Genomic DNA, 17,456 nt, shown 5'->3' on the forward strand with positions numbered 1-17,456 from the left:
TTCGATTGAAAAGGTAAGCCTTATTTTTTCAACCAGAACCTTTTTAACACATTTCCATCCTCTTCTATGTAGTCTTCATCAGCATTTCCACCGTTGTTAAGAATGGTTTTAAAAGAGGCTGTATTCCATTCATCACATACAACAAGTGCTTCGTTTATTCCCAAGCCCTTCGCTTTCTCAAGAGACAATGCCAGAAGCTTACTCGCGTATCCTTTTCTTCTTTCGGAAGGCCGGATGCCATACCCAATATGACCGCCGTTGTTCCGAAGCAATTCCGTTAGATCGTGACGAATATTGACCACTCCAAGGATTCTATTCTCAGAGTTAAGCAGCCAGTAGGTTGAAGTTGGTACCCATCCTTCCCGAAGTTTTACTCCATTCTCCTGATCGATTAAATATTGTACCATTTCTCCGAAGGGCGCCGGATCCTTTTGAATGACCCAGGGCACCATTTTTTCACCGCTTTCCAGCCATTCGTTATAGAAAGATAGGTACTCCTTTTCTAACTTTACCGTAGGTTTGACTAAATACAATTCCTCATTCATCTAATCTTTACCCCCTTTCCATAGTATTGGTTCTTTCAGAAAAGCTCCCGTTTGTTGAAGACTCAGTTTCGAGATATTTGTTGAGCGGAAGGTCCTGCGGGGGACGATTTCGCTTTCCGCGGGCATGAGGTGAGCTTCCTCGGGCTTAACAGCCCTGCGGGATCTCACCGATCATGTTCATCCCGCAGGAGTCTACATCGTCCCCCTCCGGACCTGGCCGAATCAGAAACTCGAAACCACTAAATCCCCTGTCTGCTTGGTGAGAATAAGCATGGGATAAGGAGTGTATTTTCATGCTAGAACGATGTAAAAAAGCTTGTCATAGAAGCAATTAAGACCTATTTAGAAGGAGAGCATTCACTTTTATGGAAGGGTCCGTTATTCTCACTCAGCTGGGTTGGTGGGGAAATGGCGCATATCCGTCAAGCTAGTAAGTGAATAATTCTAGATAAGCAGTGGTCCAATCCTTCAATTACACATATTTCCAATCAAGGTTATATTGACTCCTAAAGGAGTCAGTAATAAAAAGAAGGGAATCTTTTATTTATAAGTTAATCCTAAAACATCGAACGGACTTTCATGTTTTTCTTTGTGGTCTTTCCTGCCGTGTCGCCTAGCGTTTTCGAAGATAGCTTCTAATATCTTTACGACACTCTTCGAATCAGATTTTATTGGAGACACTAGATATGGCAAAGCCTGTTTCACGATATCCATGCACTTATATTCACTTGCTTCTATTCGGTGTTTCCAATATAAATAGTGACGACACTGGAAAGTCACCATGGAAGAGAGAAGAATCTCAATTAACGTTCCATATAAATGACATTCCAATCGATCTTGATTTATTTTTCGGACATCATCCATTTCAAATAGGGATTTCCAAGCTTTAAATAAGATCTCTACCTGCCACCTTATGGAATACAAAGGGTAAAGGTCTTGAGCGGCCAAATCTTCCTGTGTTACATTGGTCACAAGGATTTGAATTTGAGTTCTTTGATTGGCAGAAAGGGTCTGGTGACCTTTCTGCCTTTTTAAATGTAACGCTCTTTCCCGTTGCTTTTGTTGTTGAAGCGTAAGCTTCTGAGCTACAATGCGAGCCACATAGGAACTTCGTGAATCTCCTCCCACTTTTATGAATCCATAATCAATGGTTTCTCCCGAAACCTTATGTTTCAGATCTTCCTCAGGCTTAATTTGTATCCAACCTTCTTTCGAACTCCCGGTCCAAAACTTGGTTTGGCTCGGCACTCTGCTAATGAAAAATGCCCCTTTACTCTCCATCTCCTTTATTAATCTTGCCGAATAATAACCTAAATCCCGTAACAGTAGATCCCCTGGTTCCAATGACTCCATCTGATCACGTGCGGCATCTTTATCACTTTTAGCTTCTGCTTGAATCTTATGGTAGAGTAACTTGCCCCTGAGCCATTCATATTCTAGTTGTACTTTAACTCCATGCCCCTGTACTCCTGGATAATCGGAGTAAGAGCTGGGCAGACGAAAAGATGTCGCATCCATAATTCTAAGGCGCGAGAATAATGAATGATGTTCCAAAACCGACGAAGTTATTTCCTGCTTATCGGCTAATTGCTTATATACTTGTTTTAGAAAGGAAACCGCTTTATCGTTAAAACGTTCATGCAAAGCTTGTTTAGAGATAAAAGTATGGAATTCGTAGGAGATTTGGCTACATAAGTTAGGTAAGGTGTTTTTGCCCACGGAATCTTTTAAGAGGGTGCATAAACTTAAGAATGCTTCTGGTTTAAGTTTACTGGTCCGTTTCAAAAATCCCGTTTCTTTAGCTGTTTGTCGTAGAGAATGATCTCCTAAAGTTTCTGTAATAGCTTGAGCCATAGACCGAAGGTGTTTACTAAGATCCATAAAATTATCCTCCTTTAGAAATTTCATCTAAAAGAGTAACGTTTATAAGGGAGTTACGAAATTATAGAGCTTAGCTTGACGGGTATGGGGAAATGGCGAGACTCCCATGGGAGAAGGAACTAGGTGAGATCCCGCAGGGAGTGAAACGAGCGAGGAAGCTCACCGTTCCCCCATAGGAAAGCGAGTTATTTCCCCACCAGCCCTTTTCCATAACAACATAACGGATCCAAATTATCTCGAAACTGAGTCTTCCACAATCCGGCCCTTTAGCTTAATAAGTTTGTGAATGATTAATAACCTTTCTTCTTTACAAGAATGCAGCTACTAAGATTGTTAAAATGATCAGGGGCAAAAGGACAAAAACCCCTATCAGCACTTTAAGGTTCTCTGGATTGCTTGAAAACAGAGAGCTGCGAAAGCCATATAACATAAGAATCAGGAAGCTGATCGATATAATCGTTATAGCCAGATACACAAAACCACTCCTCTTAGAAGAAGCCAACCATCAAGTGTAGACAGGAGTCTGCTCACTCACAAAACAAGAGCTAGTCGACCCGCTTCGCTCCATAATATTTCGGTCCCCAGTATTCGTTCGACTTCAGATTCGTCACTTCCACGCCTTCAGCTAAGGTTACATGAACGATTTGATGATTGCCGATATAGAAGGCTGGATTCAGGTAATCGTCCTTTAAAAATACAAGGTCGCCAGGCTGGAGATCATCTTTTTCTACAGATTCACCAACCTCCCATTGTTCTTCTGCACGACGGGGGAACGACATACCTACCTTCTCCATAACATATTCGACGAATCCTGCGGTATCAAATCCGGCGGGTGTGGTTCCATCTTTTTGATAAGGTACTTCTCCAATATATTTAGTGGCTTCTGAGACTATAGGATCTTCCCTGGGAATCGTCAGATCTTCAAATCGTTTTACTCCGGTGAATTTTTCCTGCCAGTATTCTCCACTTAGATAAGAGATTGTGACTTCCTGGGTCCTTGAGGCATGGAGAAATCGCCCCCCTCCAATGTAGATACCATTATGAGAAATTCCGTCCCGGTACGTGTCGCTGAAAAAGATAACATCACCCGGTTGGATGTTATCTACATCTATCTTTTCCCCCACCTGCCACTGCTGGTCAGTAGAACGAGGGAGGTAAATCCCTTTCGCTTCCTCAAATACATACTGAATGAGCCCGGAACAATCGAATGCTTCTGGCGTTTCCCCACCAAAAAGATAAGGCACTCCCAGATACTGAAGAGCTGTTTGCACCAGATCTTCCTCTCTTGCAATCTCCGGAGCATCCGTTATTCTTCTAGCCATCTCGAAGTTTCCACTCCAGTAGCTGTCACCCTCAAAAGATGTCACTTCCACTCCATCCGAGACGGTTGGGTGAATGATCTGGTCTTTTCCCATATAGATCGCCGCATGGGTCAGGCCTTCATCGTCTTTACTGAAAAAGAGTACGTCACCTTCCTGCAAAGCATCGCGCTCTACCTGCTCCCCCATATTCTTCTGCTGCTCCAGCGTTCGCGGGAGTTCGAACTCTAGGACTTGCTGGAATATATATTGAATAAATCCAGAACTGTCGAACCCTTGCTTTGGAGAAGCACCTCCCTGCTCGTAATCGACGCCTATATAGATTTCCGCTTCTTCTACAAGCGGATGCTTTTCACGATCATCTTTGGAAAACTGCCATACAACCAAACTAATAACCATGAGTGTGATGGCTGTCATCCATTTACCACGATGCTTGCGCAATGATTGGCCTCCTTTACATATAAGGCTGGTGTATTGATGCAAATTTTACCAAAGATTGCTGGGAAAGTTTACTGATCTGTCCGGTCAATACTCTCGGTAGCTTGTTAGAGATATATAAATGGGAAAATAGAAAGAGTCTCTTCTACCATTTCAGATAAATGAGATGGTAGATTAAATCCGTCTGATCTTTTTCCAACAAGGTATCCACACTGCTAGAACTAACTGACCAATATACCAAAAAAAGACCGTCTCCCCGAGACAGTCTTTTTCCCTCTTTATTTATAAAGCTTTAACCAGTCCCCCATCAATTACAAGCGATTGACCGGTCAAATACGTATTTGCACCCGAGGCCAGAAAGACCACCGCTTTCGCAAATTCTTCTGGCTCTCCGTAACGTCCGATCGGAATGTTCTGCTCAGCTTTCTCACGTACTTCTTCCGCAGAAATCCCTGCCTGATCCGCGCGTTTTTGGTCCAATGAAGCGACGCGATCAGTAGCTATCCGGCCAGGGCCTACCGTATTAATTAAAATATTATCAGGGGCGAGTTCCTGAGATAGACTTTTAGAAAGACCAACGATTCCAGCCCGGAAAGTGTTCGATAAAATCAAATTATCCAACGTCTGCTTAATCGATGAAGAAGCGATGTTCAGTATCTTTCCGCTCTTCTGCTCTTTCATGGAAGGAAGCACTTCACGGATCGTCCTGGTAAAACTGAGCAGATTGAGTTCAAACGCCTGTTGCCAATCTTCGTCGGAGAAGTCATCAAATGTTCCGGCCGGTGGACCGCCTGCATTGTTAATTAATACATCTACGGTTCCGTGCAGTTCGACGGCTTTTTGAACAAGCTGTTCGATCTGTGTTTTATTGGTCACGTCACAAACTTGATATTCTACATTCGGATTGCCGCTAACTTCTTTAATTTCAGCTTTTGCCTTTTCCAGTTCTGCCTCGCTGCGGCTTGATATCAGCACCTTTGCCCCTTCTTTCGCAAATTCAGTACTGATCGCTTTTCCTAATCCCTTACTTGAAGCAAGTACGATAACCGATTTATCTTTTAAGTGGAGATCCATCTGTTTCATCCTTTCTCGTTATCTTTTAAGTCTTTCACTGAATTTCGCAGAGTCGTAAATCCATCAATCTGACATTCAATTACATCCCCATCTCTAATCACTACAGCCCCCGGTGTGCCGGTTGAGATAATATCACCAGGCAGCAAAGTCATCACCTTGGAATGAAACGATACGAGATAATCAGGGTCAAACGTCATATTATTGACTTCGTTCGTACGGTGGGACCGGCCGTTAATGACCGTCGTCACGTTCAACTTCCTTACGTCTTCGATTTCCTCAGGAGTAATAAGCTCAGGACCGAAGCTGAAAAAAGTATCGAAGCTCTTCGATCGGGTTAGATACCTGGGATTTTGTTTTAAAATATCTTCAGCAGTCATATCAATAACGGTGGTATATCCTGCGATCACCTGATCTGCTTCTTCTTCTGGAACATCTTTGCAGGTTTGTCCAATTACGATACCTAATTCCGCTTCTCCAGTCGTTCGTTCCGATTGGGTGGGAATACAAATAAGGCCTTCGTGGCCGATAATGGTCGTGTCCGGCTTCATAAAACTGGCGGGTTCTTTCTGAGGCGCCTGCTCCTCAAGATCCGACGCATGGTCCACATAGTTCAATCCGATTCCCCAAATCTTTCTGGGGCGGCGGTAAAGAGGACCTACGTTATATTTCTCTTCTATGGCTAGCGACTCTTGCTCCTGTTTTGGAAGCTTATCCCACCAGTTTTTAAATCGTTCAAAGCTCTCGGACTGGAGAAGTTCAAATAGATCCGTCGGCCACGCCTTATCCATCTTCTCATTTATTGCCTGAACAGTTACAACATTTCTTGCTCCATCAAGCACGGCTGCTGTTTCTATTCCCTCTTGTTCTATTGTTAAAAAACGCATACCCTTCCCCCTTTCATTATAGTGCGGATCGTTCCTGCTGAATTTCATTTGTTTTTCTAAAATTCACTGCAAGTACCAGGGCAAAGACGGCCAGACCAATTACGTCAGTAATAAACCCGGGATAAATCAAGAGCATAGCCCCAGCTCCGGACAGCGCCCGCATCCATCCAGGCACACTTTTCTTCAAATACCCTTCGGCCATAATCGATAACAAGAACACACCAATCAGCGATGTTACTGTAATCACTAAGATGTTCAGAATGGTGGCATCGAGCATAAGCATTTCGTGGGAGAATACGAACATGAATGGTACGATAAATCCAGCAATCGCAAGTTTCATGGCCTGGAAACCAGTCTTGTTCGGGTTCCCTCCGGCAACACCAGCTCCGGCAAAGGCGGCCAGTGCAACGGGCGGTGTGATGTTCGCAAAAATACCAAAGTAAAAGACAAACATGTGTGCTACAAAAGTAGCCGTTTCCGTGGAGCCAGCAATTTCTCGGTACAGAGGAAGCTGCAGCAGAATAGGTGCGGCCATCGTACTCGTAATAATATAGGTCGGGATACTAGGCAGTCCCATTCCTAAAATGATCGATGTGATCATAGTCAGCACAAGTGTAATCAGCAATTGAATCAGAGGGCTGTTCACGGTGCTTCCGATATTGACAATACTATTGGCAATTTCCAGAGCCACCCCGGTTAAGGATGCGATTCCTACTACAATTCCTACAGCTCCGCAGGCAATGGCTACTGGAACAGTCGTCCGTGCTCCGTCTTCCAGAGCTTGCAGACAATCCTTAACTCCTACTTCTTCACCCTCAATTTTCAGTCGTTTTCTCCACACATTAATGAGAAGCGGTACAACTAGAATAATGAGTAGTTCCCACCAGTCACTTCTAACGTTCGGAAGCGAGCTGCCGGTAAGAATCGCAGATAATTGCGGCTGAAAAATAAGGAAGAGAGAAATAGCCGTAATAATTGGAAGCATCCGCTTGGACCCTGCTATTACCACGGTCGCAATAATAGACCAGAAAGCCGCATAAAAAGGTGTTTTACCTGAGAAAAGTAAATAAAGCAGTGTAAGCATCGGAATGATTAAGTGTCCGCGTTCGACAATCACGCCTTTTAAGGAAGGCAGTTCACTTTTAGGCAATCCTTTCAAACCACGTTTCGCTGCACGAAAGTGAACCTGCAGAAGAATTCCAATATAAAACAGAAGCGCAGGTATTATTCCTGCTAGAATAATTTTTGTGTAAGCTACATTCAAGTTCTCAGCCATGATAAAGGCTGCGGCTCCCATAATAGGTGGCAGAATCTGACCTCCGACACTCGCTGCCGATTCGACAGCGCCCGCAAAGTTTTTATTGTAGCCGATTTTTTTCATTAAAGGGATGGTAAAGGTTCCTGTGGTAACCACGTTCGCAATCGCCGATCCATTGATGGAACCTAAGAAGCCGCTGGCAATTACAGCTACTTTGGCCGGGCCGCCTTTCGTGTGACCTGCGACGGCTAATGCAAGGTCATTAAATAATTTGCCCATGCCGGATCGGCCCAGGAAGGCACCAAATAAAATAAATAGAATGATATAGCTGGCGGATACTCCAATGGCTGTACCGAGTACGCCTTCTGTTATAAACACAAGCTGAGAAATAATCTGTTTCCCTACTCCAGTGATCGTGTTCATATTGAGGACAGGATAAACCGACAGCTTCACGTAAAATCCGTATATAAGGAATCCAAGTCCTAATAAAGAGAGTCCCCAGCCAGTTACTCTTCGGGTAATATCAAACAGCAGCACGATAACCAGAATACCGACATAAAAGTCCAGGTCGTTAATTTGACCGCCGGACTGGATGATCCGCTCGGCAGTAACAAACATATATATCGCTACAAACAGCGAAAGAGCGGCCGTTATGTAGTCGTAAAAAGGGATTCCTTTTCCCCCTTTTTTCCTTACAAAAGGATAGAGTAAAAATCCAAGGGTCATTAATGTGTATAAGTGGATACTCCGTTGTTTAATATCTACCAGCGATCCGGCGTAAGAGGTATATAAATGAAACAAAGATAAAGCAATCGCAAGGACGGATATAGTCAGGGCTACTGGTTTGGCCAAGTTTTCCCGGGTGGTACTTTCGCGGTCATAGTCTTCTGCCTGTTTTGCTTTTTTCTTCATTTTTCCCTCACCTCAGCTTTACTGAAATATAAGTATTGATACCATTCCATATAGAGGAACGGACGACCTTGATTCGATAGGAATGATTCTTCTTAAGGTCCAGGTGGTGACGCTCATATATCACACGGTGGTTCGTCTCCCTTCCTGTCCGTAAGGCTAGTTCTTTCCCAATCGTTTGAGTGATGCCTGTCATATAGACCCATCCATCTTTTAGGAAGGTGTCTTCACCCGCATCATTTGGCACTCCCGCTCCAAAGGTCTTAAAACGGGTTGCTGTTAGTTCAATCACCCCGTCTTCAAGCGCAAACATTTCTTCCCAGTCTTCTTTTTCCACCGAATGTGTCCACCGGATGGAGAATTCCGCACCTTCCTTGTACAGGAACGCACTTTCAGTTTCATCTTCCGCTACAATCAGAAGGAGTGGAATTTTGACAACTGCGAGGAGAATGCCCAGGCAAAGAGTGACAGCGGCGATCATTACTACTTTCCATTTCATCGTATAAAAAAGGGCACCGGAGCGATGCCCTATGACCCTTACTCTAAAATGCCCTGTTCTTCATAGAATTTCTTAGCTCCCGGGTGAAGAGGGGCCACTAAATCCTTAGCAATTTCATCACGGCCTAGCTGTTTCAATGCCCCTACCGAAACGCCTTCTGTACCCAAGTATTCGTAGTAACGCTTCGTCAGGTCATAGACCACGTCTTCACTTAAGTCTGGAGAAACAATAATCATATTCTGAATCCCTACCGTTTCAACTGGATTCTCTAATTTATATTTTGCTTCATTTCCAGCTTCAATTTTATTGGCTTTGTAGAAAGGATATTTATCCATCAGCTTCTTAGCCGTTTCTCCTTTAATTTCTACAAAATTAATGTCCGTTTGCTGCTGTAAATCTGTAATATTGCTGTTCGGTACTCCTGAGGTAAAGAAAGCCGCATCCAGGTTTCCATTTTTCATTTCCTGTACACTATCTGCATAACCTGTATGGGTTACCTTGGAGAAGTCATCATAAGTCAGTCCAACCGCTTCCAGAACTTTCTTCGCGCTCTGCTCTACCCCAGAACCGACTTTTCCAACGCCTACTTTTTTACCTTTCAAATCTTCTATGGATTGGATGCCGCTGTCTTTCAGAGCAACTACCTGCACCACATTCTGGTACATGCCGGCCATGGCTTGAACATCAACTGAATTCCCTTCAAATTGTCCATTGCCTTCGATAGCATCATACCCGACGTCACTCATAATGATAGCCATCTGATTTAATTGATCCTGGATGTTCTGGATATTCGCTACAGAAGCTCCAGTCGATTCGACGGTTACATTATCAATACTGTCACTTTCTTCAAAAACCGGCTTTAAGGCTCCGCCGATTGGGTAGTAAGTTCCTGATGTTCCTCCTGTTCCAAGTACAATAGATTTCGAATCCGATCCGCCTGATCCAGACGCTCCTTCTGAGCCTCCGTCTCCTCCACAGGCAGCTAATACCATCACAGAAGCAAGCGCTATTAAAAATACTAATTTTTTCAACATCGTTCATCCCCCATTTCTGAATTTCAATTTCTAAAACTAATGGTAACGCTTTCATATTATTTTTAGAATATTATGAACATATTGGACATTTTGGTCTTTTTGGTCACGTAGTACACAAAAGTAAAAGAGCAGTTAAACATTATTGTTGATTTTCATAGAAGACTTAATAAACTATAGGGCCGGATTGTGTAAGACTCCGTTTCGAGATAATCTGGGCCCATTGCCAAAAATTTGATGAGGGAGGCTGCGGAAACAACTCGCTTTCCTGCGGGGGAACTGGCAAGCCTCCTCAGTCGTTAACACTCCCTGTGGGGTCTTTCCTAGCTCCTTCTCCCGCGGGAGTCTCGTCGTTTTCCTTCGCCCCCCTATGGTCGAGGAGTGAACGGACCCTTCTATAGGAATATTCAGCATCCTGAATCAGCCTTTAATGCTTCTATAGCAAGGATTATCCAACGTACACGCTCACTGTTATAGGTTTATCCCCACTATAAATTAGGCGTTTCAAACATGATTTCGAGCTCTCTGTATCGCGAGGTCCGGAGGGGGACGATGAAGACTCCTGCGGGATGAACATGATCGGTGAGATCCCGCAGGGCTGTTAAGCCCGAGGAAGCTCAGCACATGCCCGCGGAAAGCGAAATCGTCCCCAGCAGGACCTAATTCTCACAAAAGTCTCGAAACTTAGTCTTAAACAAACGGGAGCTTTACTGTAAGATCAACTTGGGGATCTAACAAAGAGAAAATAAAAAAGACCTTTTGCCTGATCTGCAAAAGGTCTTACACTTTCATATGATAGCGATTTACGGGGCGGCCCACTCCTCCATACTGAATGTCGATATCCACCTCGCCGATTTTTTGGAGGTATTCTAAGTACCTGCGTGCTGTTACCCGGGCCATTCCCACACCGTCTGCTACCTGTTCAGCGGATAAAGCATCAGAGTTTCGGCTGAGAAAAGTAGTAATTTGCTCCAGAGTCTGTTGATTTAATCCTTTAGGTAATTCTTTGACATCATGATCAAGCTTACTTCCAACCAGCCCATCGATCTGCTGCTGTTGTAAAGCTCCCTCACCCCTTATTTCCGAACGGAAATCCCGGTAGTTTGTGAGCGCTTGCTGCAGACGCTCAAATTTAAAAGGTTTAATCAGATAATCGATGGCACCGTGCCTGAACATGGAGCGAATGGTATCTTTATCGTTGGCTGCTGTAATTACAATGACATCAACATCAAACGCATGCTTTCGTATTTCTTTAAGTGCTTCCACACCATCCTGTCCCGGCATAAAAATATCCAGAACGATCAGATGGGGAGAAAGCTCTTTGGCCATTCTCACTCCTTCTCTCCCATCCGAAGCGACATCAACGACTTGAAACGGAGATACCCGTTCAATGAATTGCCGATTCACTTCCTGGACCATGGGGTCGTCTTCAATTAACAACACTTCAATAACCTGTTGCCTGCTCATAGGAATCCTCCTCAAGTATCATAGGAAACGTAATTAATATGCTCATGCCCTCTCCCTTTCGAGAAAAAACTTCGATCTCTCCCAGTCCTTTATCCACGATATTGTTCACTAAATAAAGCCCGATCCCTGAGCCCTTCTGTCCTTTTGTTGTAAAACCTTTATCAAAGATAGCTGTTTGTTGTTCACTGGAAATCCCCTTGCCATTGTCCTCCACACTGATGGAACAGCTATGTTCATTTTGCGAGATAGAAACATCGATCCACTTTTCTTCGCGTTCCATTTCCTCAAAGGCGTGAAAAGCATTTTCGATAAGATTGCCTAATATAAGAACAAAATCATGCTGATCAAGTAAAGGCGGATAACGATGCATTTCACTTTGGCTATCAATCACCACTTCAATTCCCAGTTCTTTACCGCGGCTTACTTTACTGAGCAATAGACCGGATAAACTATAATCCTTCAAATTTTTCACTAAAAAGTTAGATAGGCGCTCCTGTTTTTCTGAAGTTTCAAATACAAAATCCAGTGCCTTATCCTTCTGATCTAGTTGAATGAGACCCGCAATGGTATGCAGCTTGTTTAAGTGCTCATGATTCTGAACACGTAAAGCATCCACAAAGGCTTTCACGCCTGTTAGTTCTTCGGCGAGTCGGGTAACATCCGTCCGGTCCTGGAAAATCACTACCGCACCGATTGTCTCCTCTTCTACTCTTATCGGAACGCGTGTGCTCATCACTAAAGTGCTCCCCAGCCGAAGCTCTTCATTATAAACACCCTGTCCCGAAGAGAGTACGTCCCCAAGCCTGATGTCCGGCATAACCTGTTCGATCCTTTGCTTTCTCTGATCTCCTTTAATACCGAGAATCTTTTTAGCTTTATCGTTCATAATTGTAATTTTTCCTTCATTATCAATTGCTACAATACCTTCATTCATAGCCTGGAAGGTGGCCGTCCGCTCCACGAGCAGCTGAACCACTTCGTGAGGTTCCAAATGAAACGTCTGTTCTTTTAAATGCCTCGCCAGCAGCCAGGAACCCGTAATTCCGAAAAGTCCTGTTAATAAAAGAACCAGCAGGATTTCGCTTTTCATTGCAAACAGAATTTCCTGCAACGATGGCAGTAGATTTCCGACAATCACGACACCGATCTGCTCGTGATCTTCATTCATCACGGGTACAAACCCCCGTACAGCTACTCCCATCACCCCCTCGGCCTTGGAAGTATAACTGTGTTCCCCAAAAGCCGGCCCTTCATCCTTGCCCGAAGATAAAGTGCCGAGCTTCTCTTCCACCGGATGAGAATATCGAATTCGATTCATATTCAGGACTACGATATAGTCCGAGCTGTTAATTGTACGAATCCGCTCCACTACAGGATTGATTTTCTTCCAACCCTCTGATTCGGTTAACCCTTCTTTAAGAGCTGGTAGATTTGCAATAGTCCTTCCGGTGACGAGGGCATGTTCTCCAAGTGATTCTTCTTTGGATTCAATTGAATTTCCTATTATGATAATACCGCCTATCAAAACGGTAAAGGCTACAATTCCAAATGATAGAATAGTAATCTTCCAGCGGATGGGCATCCGTTTAAGTGACATGACCGATCTTCCTCCCTCGTCTATTATTAATAGTGTATCACTTTAAAGCAGGCCTATGTTACACTATTGGAAACGATTACAAGGAGTAGTCCCTTTGAAAACGGTCGCAGCCATTTGTCTATTTATTTTCACAGGAATCGTGACAGCTTTTGTATTCGGATTTGATTTAAATGAATCCCAGGATTCCTTGCAGTACGATGATGAACAGGAAGGAATTGAAGATAAGGTCGTAATTAAATTCAGTCACGTCGTTGCCGAAAACACCCCAAAAGGCAGGGCCGTCCGGCAATTCGCTTCCCTCGTTCATGAGCGGACAGACGGGGAAATTAAAGTGGAGATTTATCCGAATGGAACCCTTTATAACGATCAAAATGAGTATGACGCATTAATAAACGGCCATATTCAAATGATCGCGCCGGCTACATCCAAGCTTACCGAGCGGTTCCCAAAATGGCAGGTCCTGGATCTCCCATTTGCCTTCCCCACCTATCAAGCAGTGGAGGAAGCTTACGAGGGGACGATTGGTCAGACACTGATTGATCAATTGGGCCCTAAGGTAAAAGGAATAACCTTTTGGTACAACGGCTATAAGCAGGTGACCAGCAGCGAAGAACCTATGATCTTACCTTCTGATTTCAATCAAACTCACTTGAGAATCATGCCTAGTCCTGTTATTGAGTCCCAGTTCCATGCACTTGGAGCAAGTACCAGCCAGATGCCGTTCAATAAAACGTACAGTAATTTGGAAGTCGATTTTATTAATGGCCAGGAGAACACTTTATCAAACATTTACTCTAAGAATCTATACAAAGAACAAGACTACTTAACGATCAGTAATCACGGCTATCTGGGTTATGCTGTCCTTATGAATGATGAGTTTTGGAGTGAACTTTCTAACGAACATCAGGCTATAATTTCACAGTCCATAGAAGAAACGACCGATTGGATTAAACGGCATTCCATAGAAATTAACGATGCACACCTCCGTCAGATTAAACGGGACGACTCTCTGGAAGTGTATTATTTAACAAAAGAACAACGTGCCTTGTGGAAAGAAGCTGTTCAACCCGTATATCAGGTAACGGAGCCTATTGCCGGGGAACTTCTAATGGAAGAAGTTTATCGTTTACAAGAAAAATATCAATAGGAACACTGGAGGAATCAATATGAACACATTATTTGTTGCCGGTCATTCCAAACTACCTACCGGAATGGCCGCAAACCACATATCCGAATCTTTAACCCTTACCTTGGAAGTTGACAAAAAATATGGTGTCATAGTGGATGCTTCCTGTACTCTCGCCACAGATCATGGAAGAGAATTTATCAAATCCTTATTAAAAGGCTACAGTTTAAAAGAAGGTACGGACGAACCGGTGGCGCGTCTTAAAGAAGGCTATCTCGGCAAAGCCGGAAATGCTCTGGAAGCTGCTTTAAAAGATTCATACAAACAATATCAACTTCACCAGTAAAAGCCACCACAGGTGGCTTTTTTCTTTCCTTCTTTACAACCAACATGGATTGCGGAATTTAGAAAAAGTTCAGTTAAACGTTATTGTGAATTCATCAAAGGCTTATTAAGCAATAGGGCCGTTATCTGTAAGACTCAGTTTCGAGATATTTTGTAGAGAAAGGGTCTCCAGGGAACGGCTCGCTTTCCGCGGGCATATGGTGAGCTTCCTCAGGCTTCGCCTTCCGGGATCTCACCGATCATGTGCATCCCGCAGGAGTCTTCACCGTTCCCTTCCGCCCCTTTGCGATTATTAAACGCTCAAAATCCTCTACGTATATACCTCCATATGAGGAAAAATGACCTGTGATTAACGTTAATTCCGAGTCTGTCTAGGGGGATAAACGCCGCTATAGAAGCATTTAGGACGATTTCAGGTTTCCCGTTTTTCCTATTAGCAGGGGTCCGTTCACAAGAAATCGCAGGGCTGGTGGGGAAATGAGGAGACTCCCGCGGGAGAAGGAGCTAGGCGAGACCCCACAAGGAGTGATAACGACTGAGGAGGCTTGCCAGTTCCCCCGCAGGAAAGCGACTTATTTCCCCACCAGCCCTCCTCCTTTTAACGTCACGGACCCATTTATCTCGAAACTGAGTCTTAAACAAACAGGAGCTTTTCTGAAATAACAACACGGAGGTTTAATAAAAAAAATAATTCATAAAGAGGAAAAATGTAGTAATCTAAGAGTAAGATATAGTAAAGAGAAAGGGGATAACGATGTATAAAGGACCTATCTGGCGCAAGATCTCAAGAGCCGCAAGCCTGATTATGAATAACCAGAAAGAAATTTATTTCATATTGGTTACCCTCGGCATTATCGGTTCTATAGCCTACGGAGCATTCTTCTATTATGAAATCTTAGACAGTGCCTACGCAGCAAGCCCGAAAACCTTTATTGACTATCTCATCCGCCCTTCCCTCCTGGCTCTTTTTGTGGTTGCTATTCTCATTATGTTTACCGTTTTCTTTGCCAGAGTCTTATCCTTATCTGCTTTGAAGAGCTTAACCGTATTTAAACTGGGGGTGGAATTTGGGGAATGGGAAGAAAAAGAACGAGCGATCGCCAGTAACTTCCGATTCACTTCTTCAGTTTTAAAAAACCATGAGGATACGCTCATCAAGTTAGTCAGAGAAAAGAGAACGGCCCTTCCGGATATTGTTGACTATTTGGTTGCTGAATTTAATAAATTGATTAAAGCGACCAAGAATGACATTAAAATAGAAATTGACATCGTCTCTTACTCTCAGTTGGAGAATTTTGAACAGAATGTATATGAAGAAATTATCTCTGATCCCTACAGCACGACAAGATACTACAACTCTGTTTTTGGACCTTACAACCTTTTACTCGGTGTAGTTGAAAGACCGAACAAAGAAGATACTGTTATTGTGAGAATGAGAAAAGAGAGCTCATACGTGATGGACGAATATGACCGTGAAACACTGGAAAGTCTGCTTGCCTATGCTGTTAACCTGAAAGAAACCTTAGAACTAAGGAAAACGGCGTACCTCAAAGGTGTAATGAATACCGACGAGGCCGAGGTCCCTGCTGAGCCCTGGGTATTAGCGAATGCCAATTCACTTCCGGAAAAATTAACAAGCTCTATCAGTAAAGATCAGTCCATGTCTGACGAACATTACTCCTCTCCTGACTTCGAGGATTATGAGAAGGCACCGATGTCCATCATGGATCTGTACCACAAACGAAATTGCTAAAAGTAAGAGAGCAGCAACACTTGACTCTATGCAGAATATTCAACTTTTATTAGATTCCGGTATAATTCCTATTTAAAAGAGACCAGTGCATGGCACTGGTCTCTTCTTTTTTAACTCACTTGAACTCGTTCCAACTCTGGAATCCGCTCCGCAATCTCTCTCCCAATTTCAAAAGAAGCGGTTGCCGCAGGTGATGGGGCATTACACACATGAACAGAACGCTTACCCGTAATGATATGAAAATCATCGACGAGACGTCCATCCTTCAACATGGCCTGCGCCCTGACGCCAGCATCTGTTGGAATTACATCTTCTTCTTGAATATCCGGTACCAGGCGTTGAAGGCTCTTCACAAAACTCTCTTTATGAAAAGAGCGCACCATTTCCTTCATGCCTTCTTTCATATTGACTCTTGCCATTTTCCAAAACCCAGGGAATGATAAAACATCAAACGCATCTTTCCAGTGGAAATCGGTCTTACGATACCCTTCACGCTTAAAGCTTAGTACAGCGTTTGGTCCTGCATGGATGCCACCGTCCATCATCTTCGTCAAATGAACGCCGAGAAAAGGGAAAGCAGGGTTCGGAATCGGATAAATCAGACCTTTTACTAAATGGTTCTTCTCCTCGGTTAATTTAAAATATTCTCCTCTGAACGGGACAATCTGCAAATCCGTATGAATTCCTGCCATCCGGACAAGCCGGTCGCTGTGAAGACCTGCGCAGTTTATGAGAAAGCGCGATTTCAGTGTGCGCTCGCTCGTTTCTATCGTAACCTCGCCGGACCCCTCGTCAATTGTCTCGACAGCTGATCCGAATGAAAACTCGACACCGGCCTGCCTGAGCAATTCTGCGATTTTCACACTGACCTTCTTATAATTAACAATGCCTGTTGAAGGAACGCGGAGTCCTTCAATCCCATTGGCGTACGGTTCAATTTCCTGCAATTCCTTACGCCCAATCCTAGTCACATTCAATCCATTTTCCTGAACGCGATCGTTCAGGGCTTCTAAACGAGGAATTTCCTCTTGTTCGGTTGCGACCAGCACTTTTCCGCACACTTCATGAGGAACGTCATGAGTCTCACAGAATTCTACCATCGAGTTCCTGCCCTGCATGGCCATTCGCGCTTTTAAACTGCCAGGCTTGTAATAGACACCTGAGTGGATGACGCCACTATTTCTTCCAGTCTGATGGGCAGAAAGCTCCTGTTCCTTTTCAACAACTATAATGGAAGCACCGGGATTCTTCTGAATGAGTGCGAAGGCTGTGGACAGACCCACAATACCCCCGCCGATAATCACATAATCATACATTCTTCTGCCTCCTA

Annotated in this window: 15 protein-coding genes; 3 read left to right on the forward strand and 12 right to left on the reverse strand. The window is 43.8% G+C overall.

Annotation, left to right across the window (positions count from 1 at the left end; all coding sequences use genetic code 11):
- Positions 1-20: 20 nt before the first annotated feature.
- The 11 genes from HBHAL_RS15530 to HBHAL_RS15575 form a co-directional block, all read right to left on the reverse strand.
- Positions 21-545, reverse strand: a complete 525-nt coding sequence (locus HBHAL_RS15530; protein WP_014644413.1) for a GNAT family N-acetyltransferase — start codon at positions 543-545, stop codon at positions 21-23.
- A gap of 540 nt (positions 546-1,085) precedes the next feature.
- Complete coding sequence (locus HBHAL_RS15535; protein ID WP_014641370.1) at positions 1,086-2,426, reverse strand: IS4-like element ISHaha1 family transposase; 1,341 nt, start codon at positions 2,424-2,426, stop codon at positions 1,086-1,088.
- A 307-nt stretch (positions 2,427-2,733) separates the two neighbouring features.
- Positions 2,734-2,901, reverse strand: coding sequence for a hypothetical protein (locus HBHAL_RS21540; RefSeq protein ID WP_158512379.1), 168 nt, complete (start codon positions 2,899-2,901; stop codon positions 2,734-2,736).
- A gap of 70 nt (positions 2,902-2,971) precedes the next feature.
- A complete protein-coding gene (locus HBHAL_RS15540) occupies positions 2,972-4,186 on the reverse strand; it encodes a C40 family peptidase (protein WP_014644415.1) in 1,215 nt (404 codons plus the stop codon).
- 279 nt (positions 4,187-4,465) lie between these two features.
- Positions 4,466-5,257 carry an SDR family oxidoreductase gene (locus tag HBHAL_RS15545; RefSeq protein WP_014644416.1) on the reverse strand — a complete coding sequence of 264 codons (792 nt, stop codon included), beginning with the start codon at positions 5,255-5,257 and terminating at the stop codon, positions 4,466-4,468.
- A 5-nt stretch (positions 5,258-5,262) separates the two neighbouring features.
- Positions 5,263-6,141 carry a fumarylacetoacetate hydrolase family protein gene (locus HBHAL_RS15550; RefSeq protein ID WP_014644417.1) on the reverse strand — a complete coding sequence of 293 codons (879 nt, stop codon included), beginning with the start codon at positions 6,139-6,141 and terminating at the stop codon, positions 5,263-5,265.
- A gap of 16 nt (positions 6,142-6,157) precedes the next feature.
- Positions 6,158-8,311, reverse strand: a complete 2,154-nt coding sequence (locus tag HBHAL_RS15555) for a TRAP transporter permease (protein ID WP_014644418.1) — start codon at positions 8,309-8,311, stop codon at positions 6,158-6,160.
- 7 nt (positions 8,312-8,318) lie between these two features.
- Positions 8,319-8,807 (reverse strand): DUF1850 domain-containing protein, encoded by a 489-nt coding sequence (locus tag HBHAL_RS20440; RefSeq protein ID WP_014644419.1) that lies wholly within the window; start codon positions 8,805-8,807, stop codon positions 8,319-8,321.
- A 38-nt stretch (positions 8,808-8,845) separates the two neighbouring features.
- The gene (locus HBHAL_RS15565; protein WP_014644420.1) at positions 8,846-9,841 is read right to left on the reverse strand and encodes a TAXI family TRAP transporter solute-binding subunit; all 996 of its coding nucleotides are present in this window, start codon (positions 9,839-9,841) and stop codon (positions 8,846-8,848) included.
- A gap of 777 nt (positions 9,842-10,618) precedes the next feature.
- On the reverse strand, positions 10,619-11,305 hold the full coding sequence (locus HBHAL_RS15570; protein WP_014644421.1) for a response regulator: 687 nt from the start codon (positions 11,303-11,305) through the stop codon (positions 10,619-10,621).
- Positions 11,283-12,902 (reverse strand): ATP-binding protein, encoded by a 1,620-nt coding sequence (locus HBHAL_RS15575; RefSeq protein WP_014644422.1) that lies wholly within the window; start codon positions 12,900-12,902, stop codon positions 11,283-11,285. The genes HBHAL_RS15570 and HBHAL_RS15575 overlap by 23 nt, the downstream gene beginning before the upstream one ends.
- Positions 12,903-12,996: 94 nt before the next feature.
- Between HBHAL_RS15575 and HBHAL_RS15580 the strand changes: the two genes are divergently transcribed.
- From HBHAL_RS15580 to HBHAL_RS15590, 3 genes are all read left to right on the forward strand, one after another.
- Positions 12,997-14,049: a DctP family TRAP transporter solute-binding subunit gene (locus HBHAL_RS15580; RefSeq protein ID WP_014644423.1), complete on the forward strand. Its 1,053-nt coding sequence runs from the start codon at positions 12,997-12,999 to the stop codon at positions 14,047-14,049.
- Positions 14,050-14,068: 19 nt separating this feature from the next.
- On the forward strand, positions 14,069-14,374 hold the full coding sequence (locus tag HBHAL_RS15585) for a DUF3870 domain-containing protein (protein ID WP_014644424.1): 306 nt from the start codon (positions 14,069-14,071) through the stop codon (positions 14,372-14,374).
- A 753-nt stretch (positions 14,375-15,127) separates the two neighbouring features.
- On the forward strand, positions 15,128-16,126 hold the full coding sequence (locus HBHAL_RS15590) for a hypothetical protein (protein ID WP_014644425.1): 999 nt from the start codon (positions 15,128-15,130) through the stop codon (positions 16,124-16,126).
- A 110-nt stretch (positions 16,127-16,236) separates the two neighbouring features.
- Here the strand turns inward: HBHAL_RS15590 and lhgO are convergent, their stop codons facing one another.
- The gene (gene lhgO / locus HBHAL_RS15595; RefSeq protein WP_014644426.1) at positions 16,237-17,442 is read right to left on the reverse strand and encodes an L-2-hydroxyglutarate oxidase; all 1,206 of its coding nucleotides are present in this window, start codon (positions 17,440-17,442) and stop codon (positions 16,237-16,239) included.
- Positions 17,443-17,456 lie beyond the last annotated feature (14 nt).

It is taken from the genome of Halobacillus halophilus DSM 2266 (assembly GCF_000284515.1).
Classification (GTDB): Bacteria; Bacillota; Bacilli; order Bacillales; family Halobacillaceae; genus Halobacillus; species Halobacillus halophilus.

Excerpts from the sequence above, each read along its gene's own strand:
- HBHAL_RS15530 (WP_014644413.1), bottom strand. The coding sequence starts at position 545 with ATGAATGAGGAATTGTATTTAGTCAAACCTACGGTAAAGTTAGAAAAG.
- HBHAL_RS15535 (WP_014641370.1), bottom strand. The coding sequence starts at position 2,426 with ATGGATCTTAGTAAACACCTTCGGTCTATGGCTCAAGCTATTACAGAA.
- HBHAL_RS15545 (WP_014644416.1), bottom strand. The coding sequence starts at position 5,257 with ATGGATCTCCACTTAAAAGATAAATCGGTTATCGTACTTGCTTCAAGT.
- HBHAL_RS15550 (WP_014644417.1), bottom strand. The coding sequence starts at position 6,141 with ATGCGTTTTTTAACAATAGAACAAGAGGGAATAGAAACAGCAGCCGTG.
- HBHAL_RS15555 (WP_014644418.1), bottom strand. The coding sequence starts at position 8,311 with ATGAAGAAAAAAGCAAAACAGGCAGAAGACTATGACCGCGAAAGTACC.
- HBHAL_RS20440 (WP_014644419.1), bottom strand. The coding sequence starts at position 8,807 with ATGAAATGGAAAGTAGTAATGATCGCCGCTGTCACTCTTTGCCTGGGC.
- HBHAL_RS15565 (WP_014644420.1), bottom strand. The coding sequence starts at position 9,841 with ATGTTGAAAAAATTAGTATTTTTAATAGCGCTTGCTTCTGTGATGGTA.
- HBHAL_RS15570 (WP_014644421.1), bottom strand. The coding sequence starts at position 11,305 with ATGAGCAGGCAACAGGTTATTGAAGTGTTGTTAATTGAAGACGACCCC.
- HBHAL_RS15575 (WP_014644422.1), bottom strand. The coding sequence starts at position 12,902 with ATGTCACTTAAACGGATGCCCATCCGCTGGAAGATTACTATTCTATCA.
- HBHAL_RS15585 (WP_014644424.1), top strand. The coding sequence starts at position 14,069 with ATGAACACATTATTTGTTGCCGGTCATTCCAAACTACCTACCGGAATG.
- HBHAL_RS15590 (WP_014644425.1), top strand. The coding sequence starts at position 15,128 with ATGTATAAAGGACCTATCTGGCGCAAGATCTCAAGAGCCGCAAGCCTG.
- lhgO (WP_014644426.1), bottom strand. The coding sequence starts at position 17,442 with ATGTATGATTATGTGATTATCGGCGGGGGTATTGTGGGTCTGTCCACA.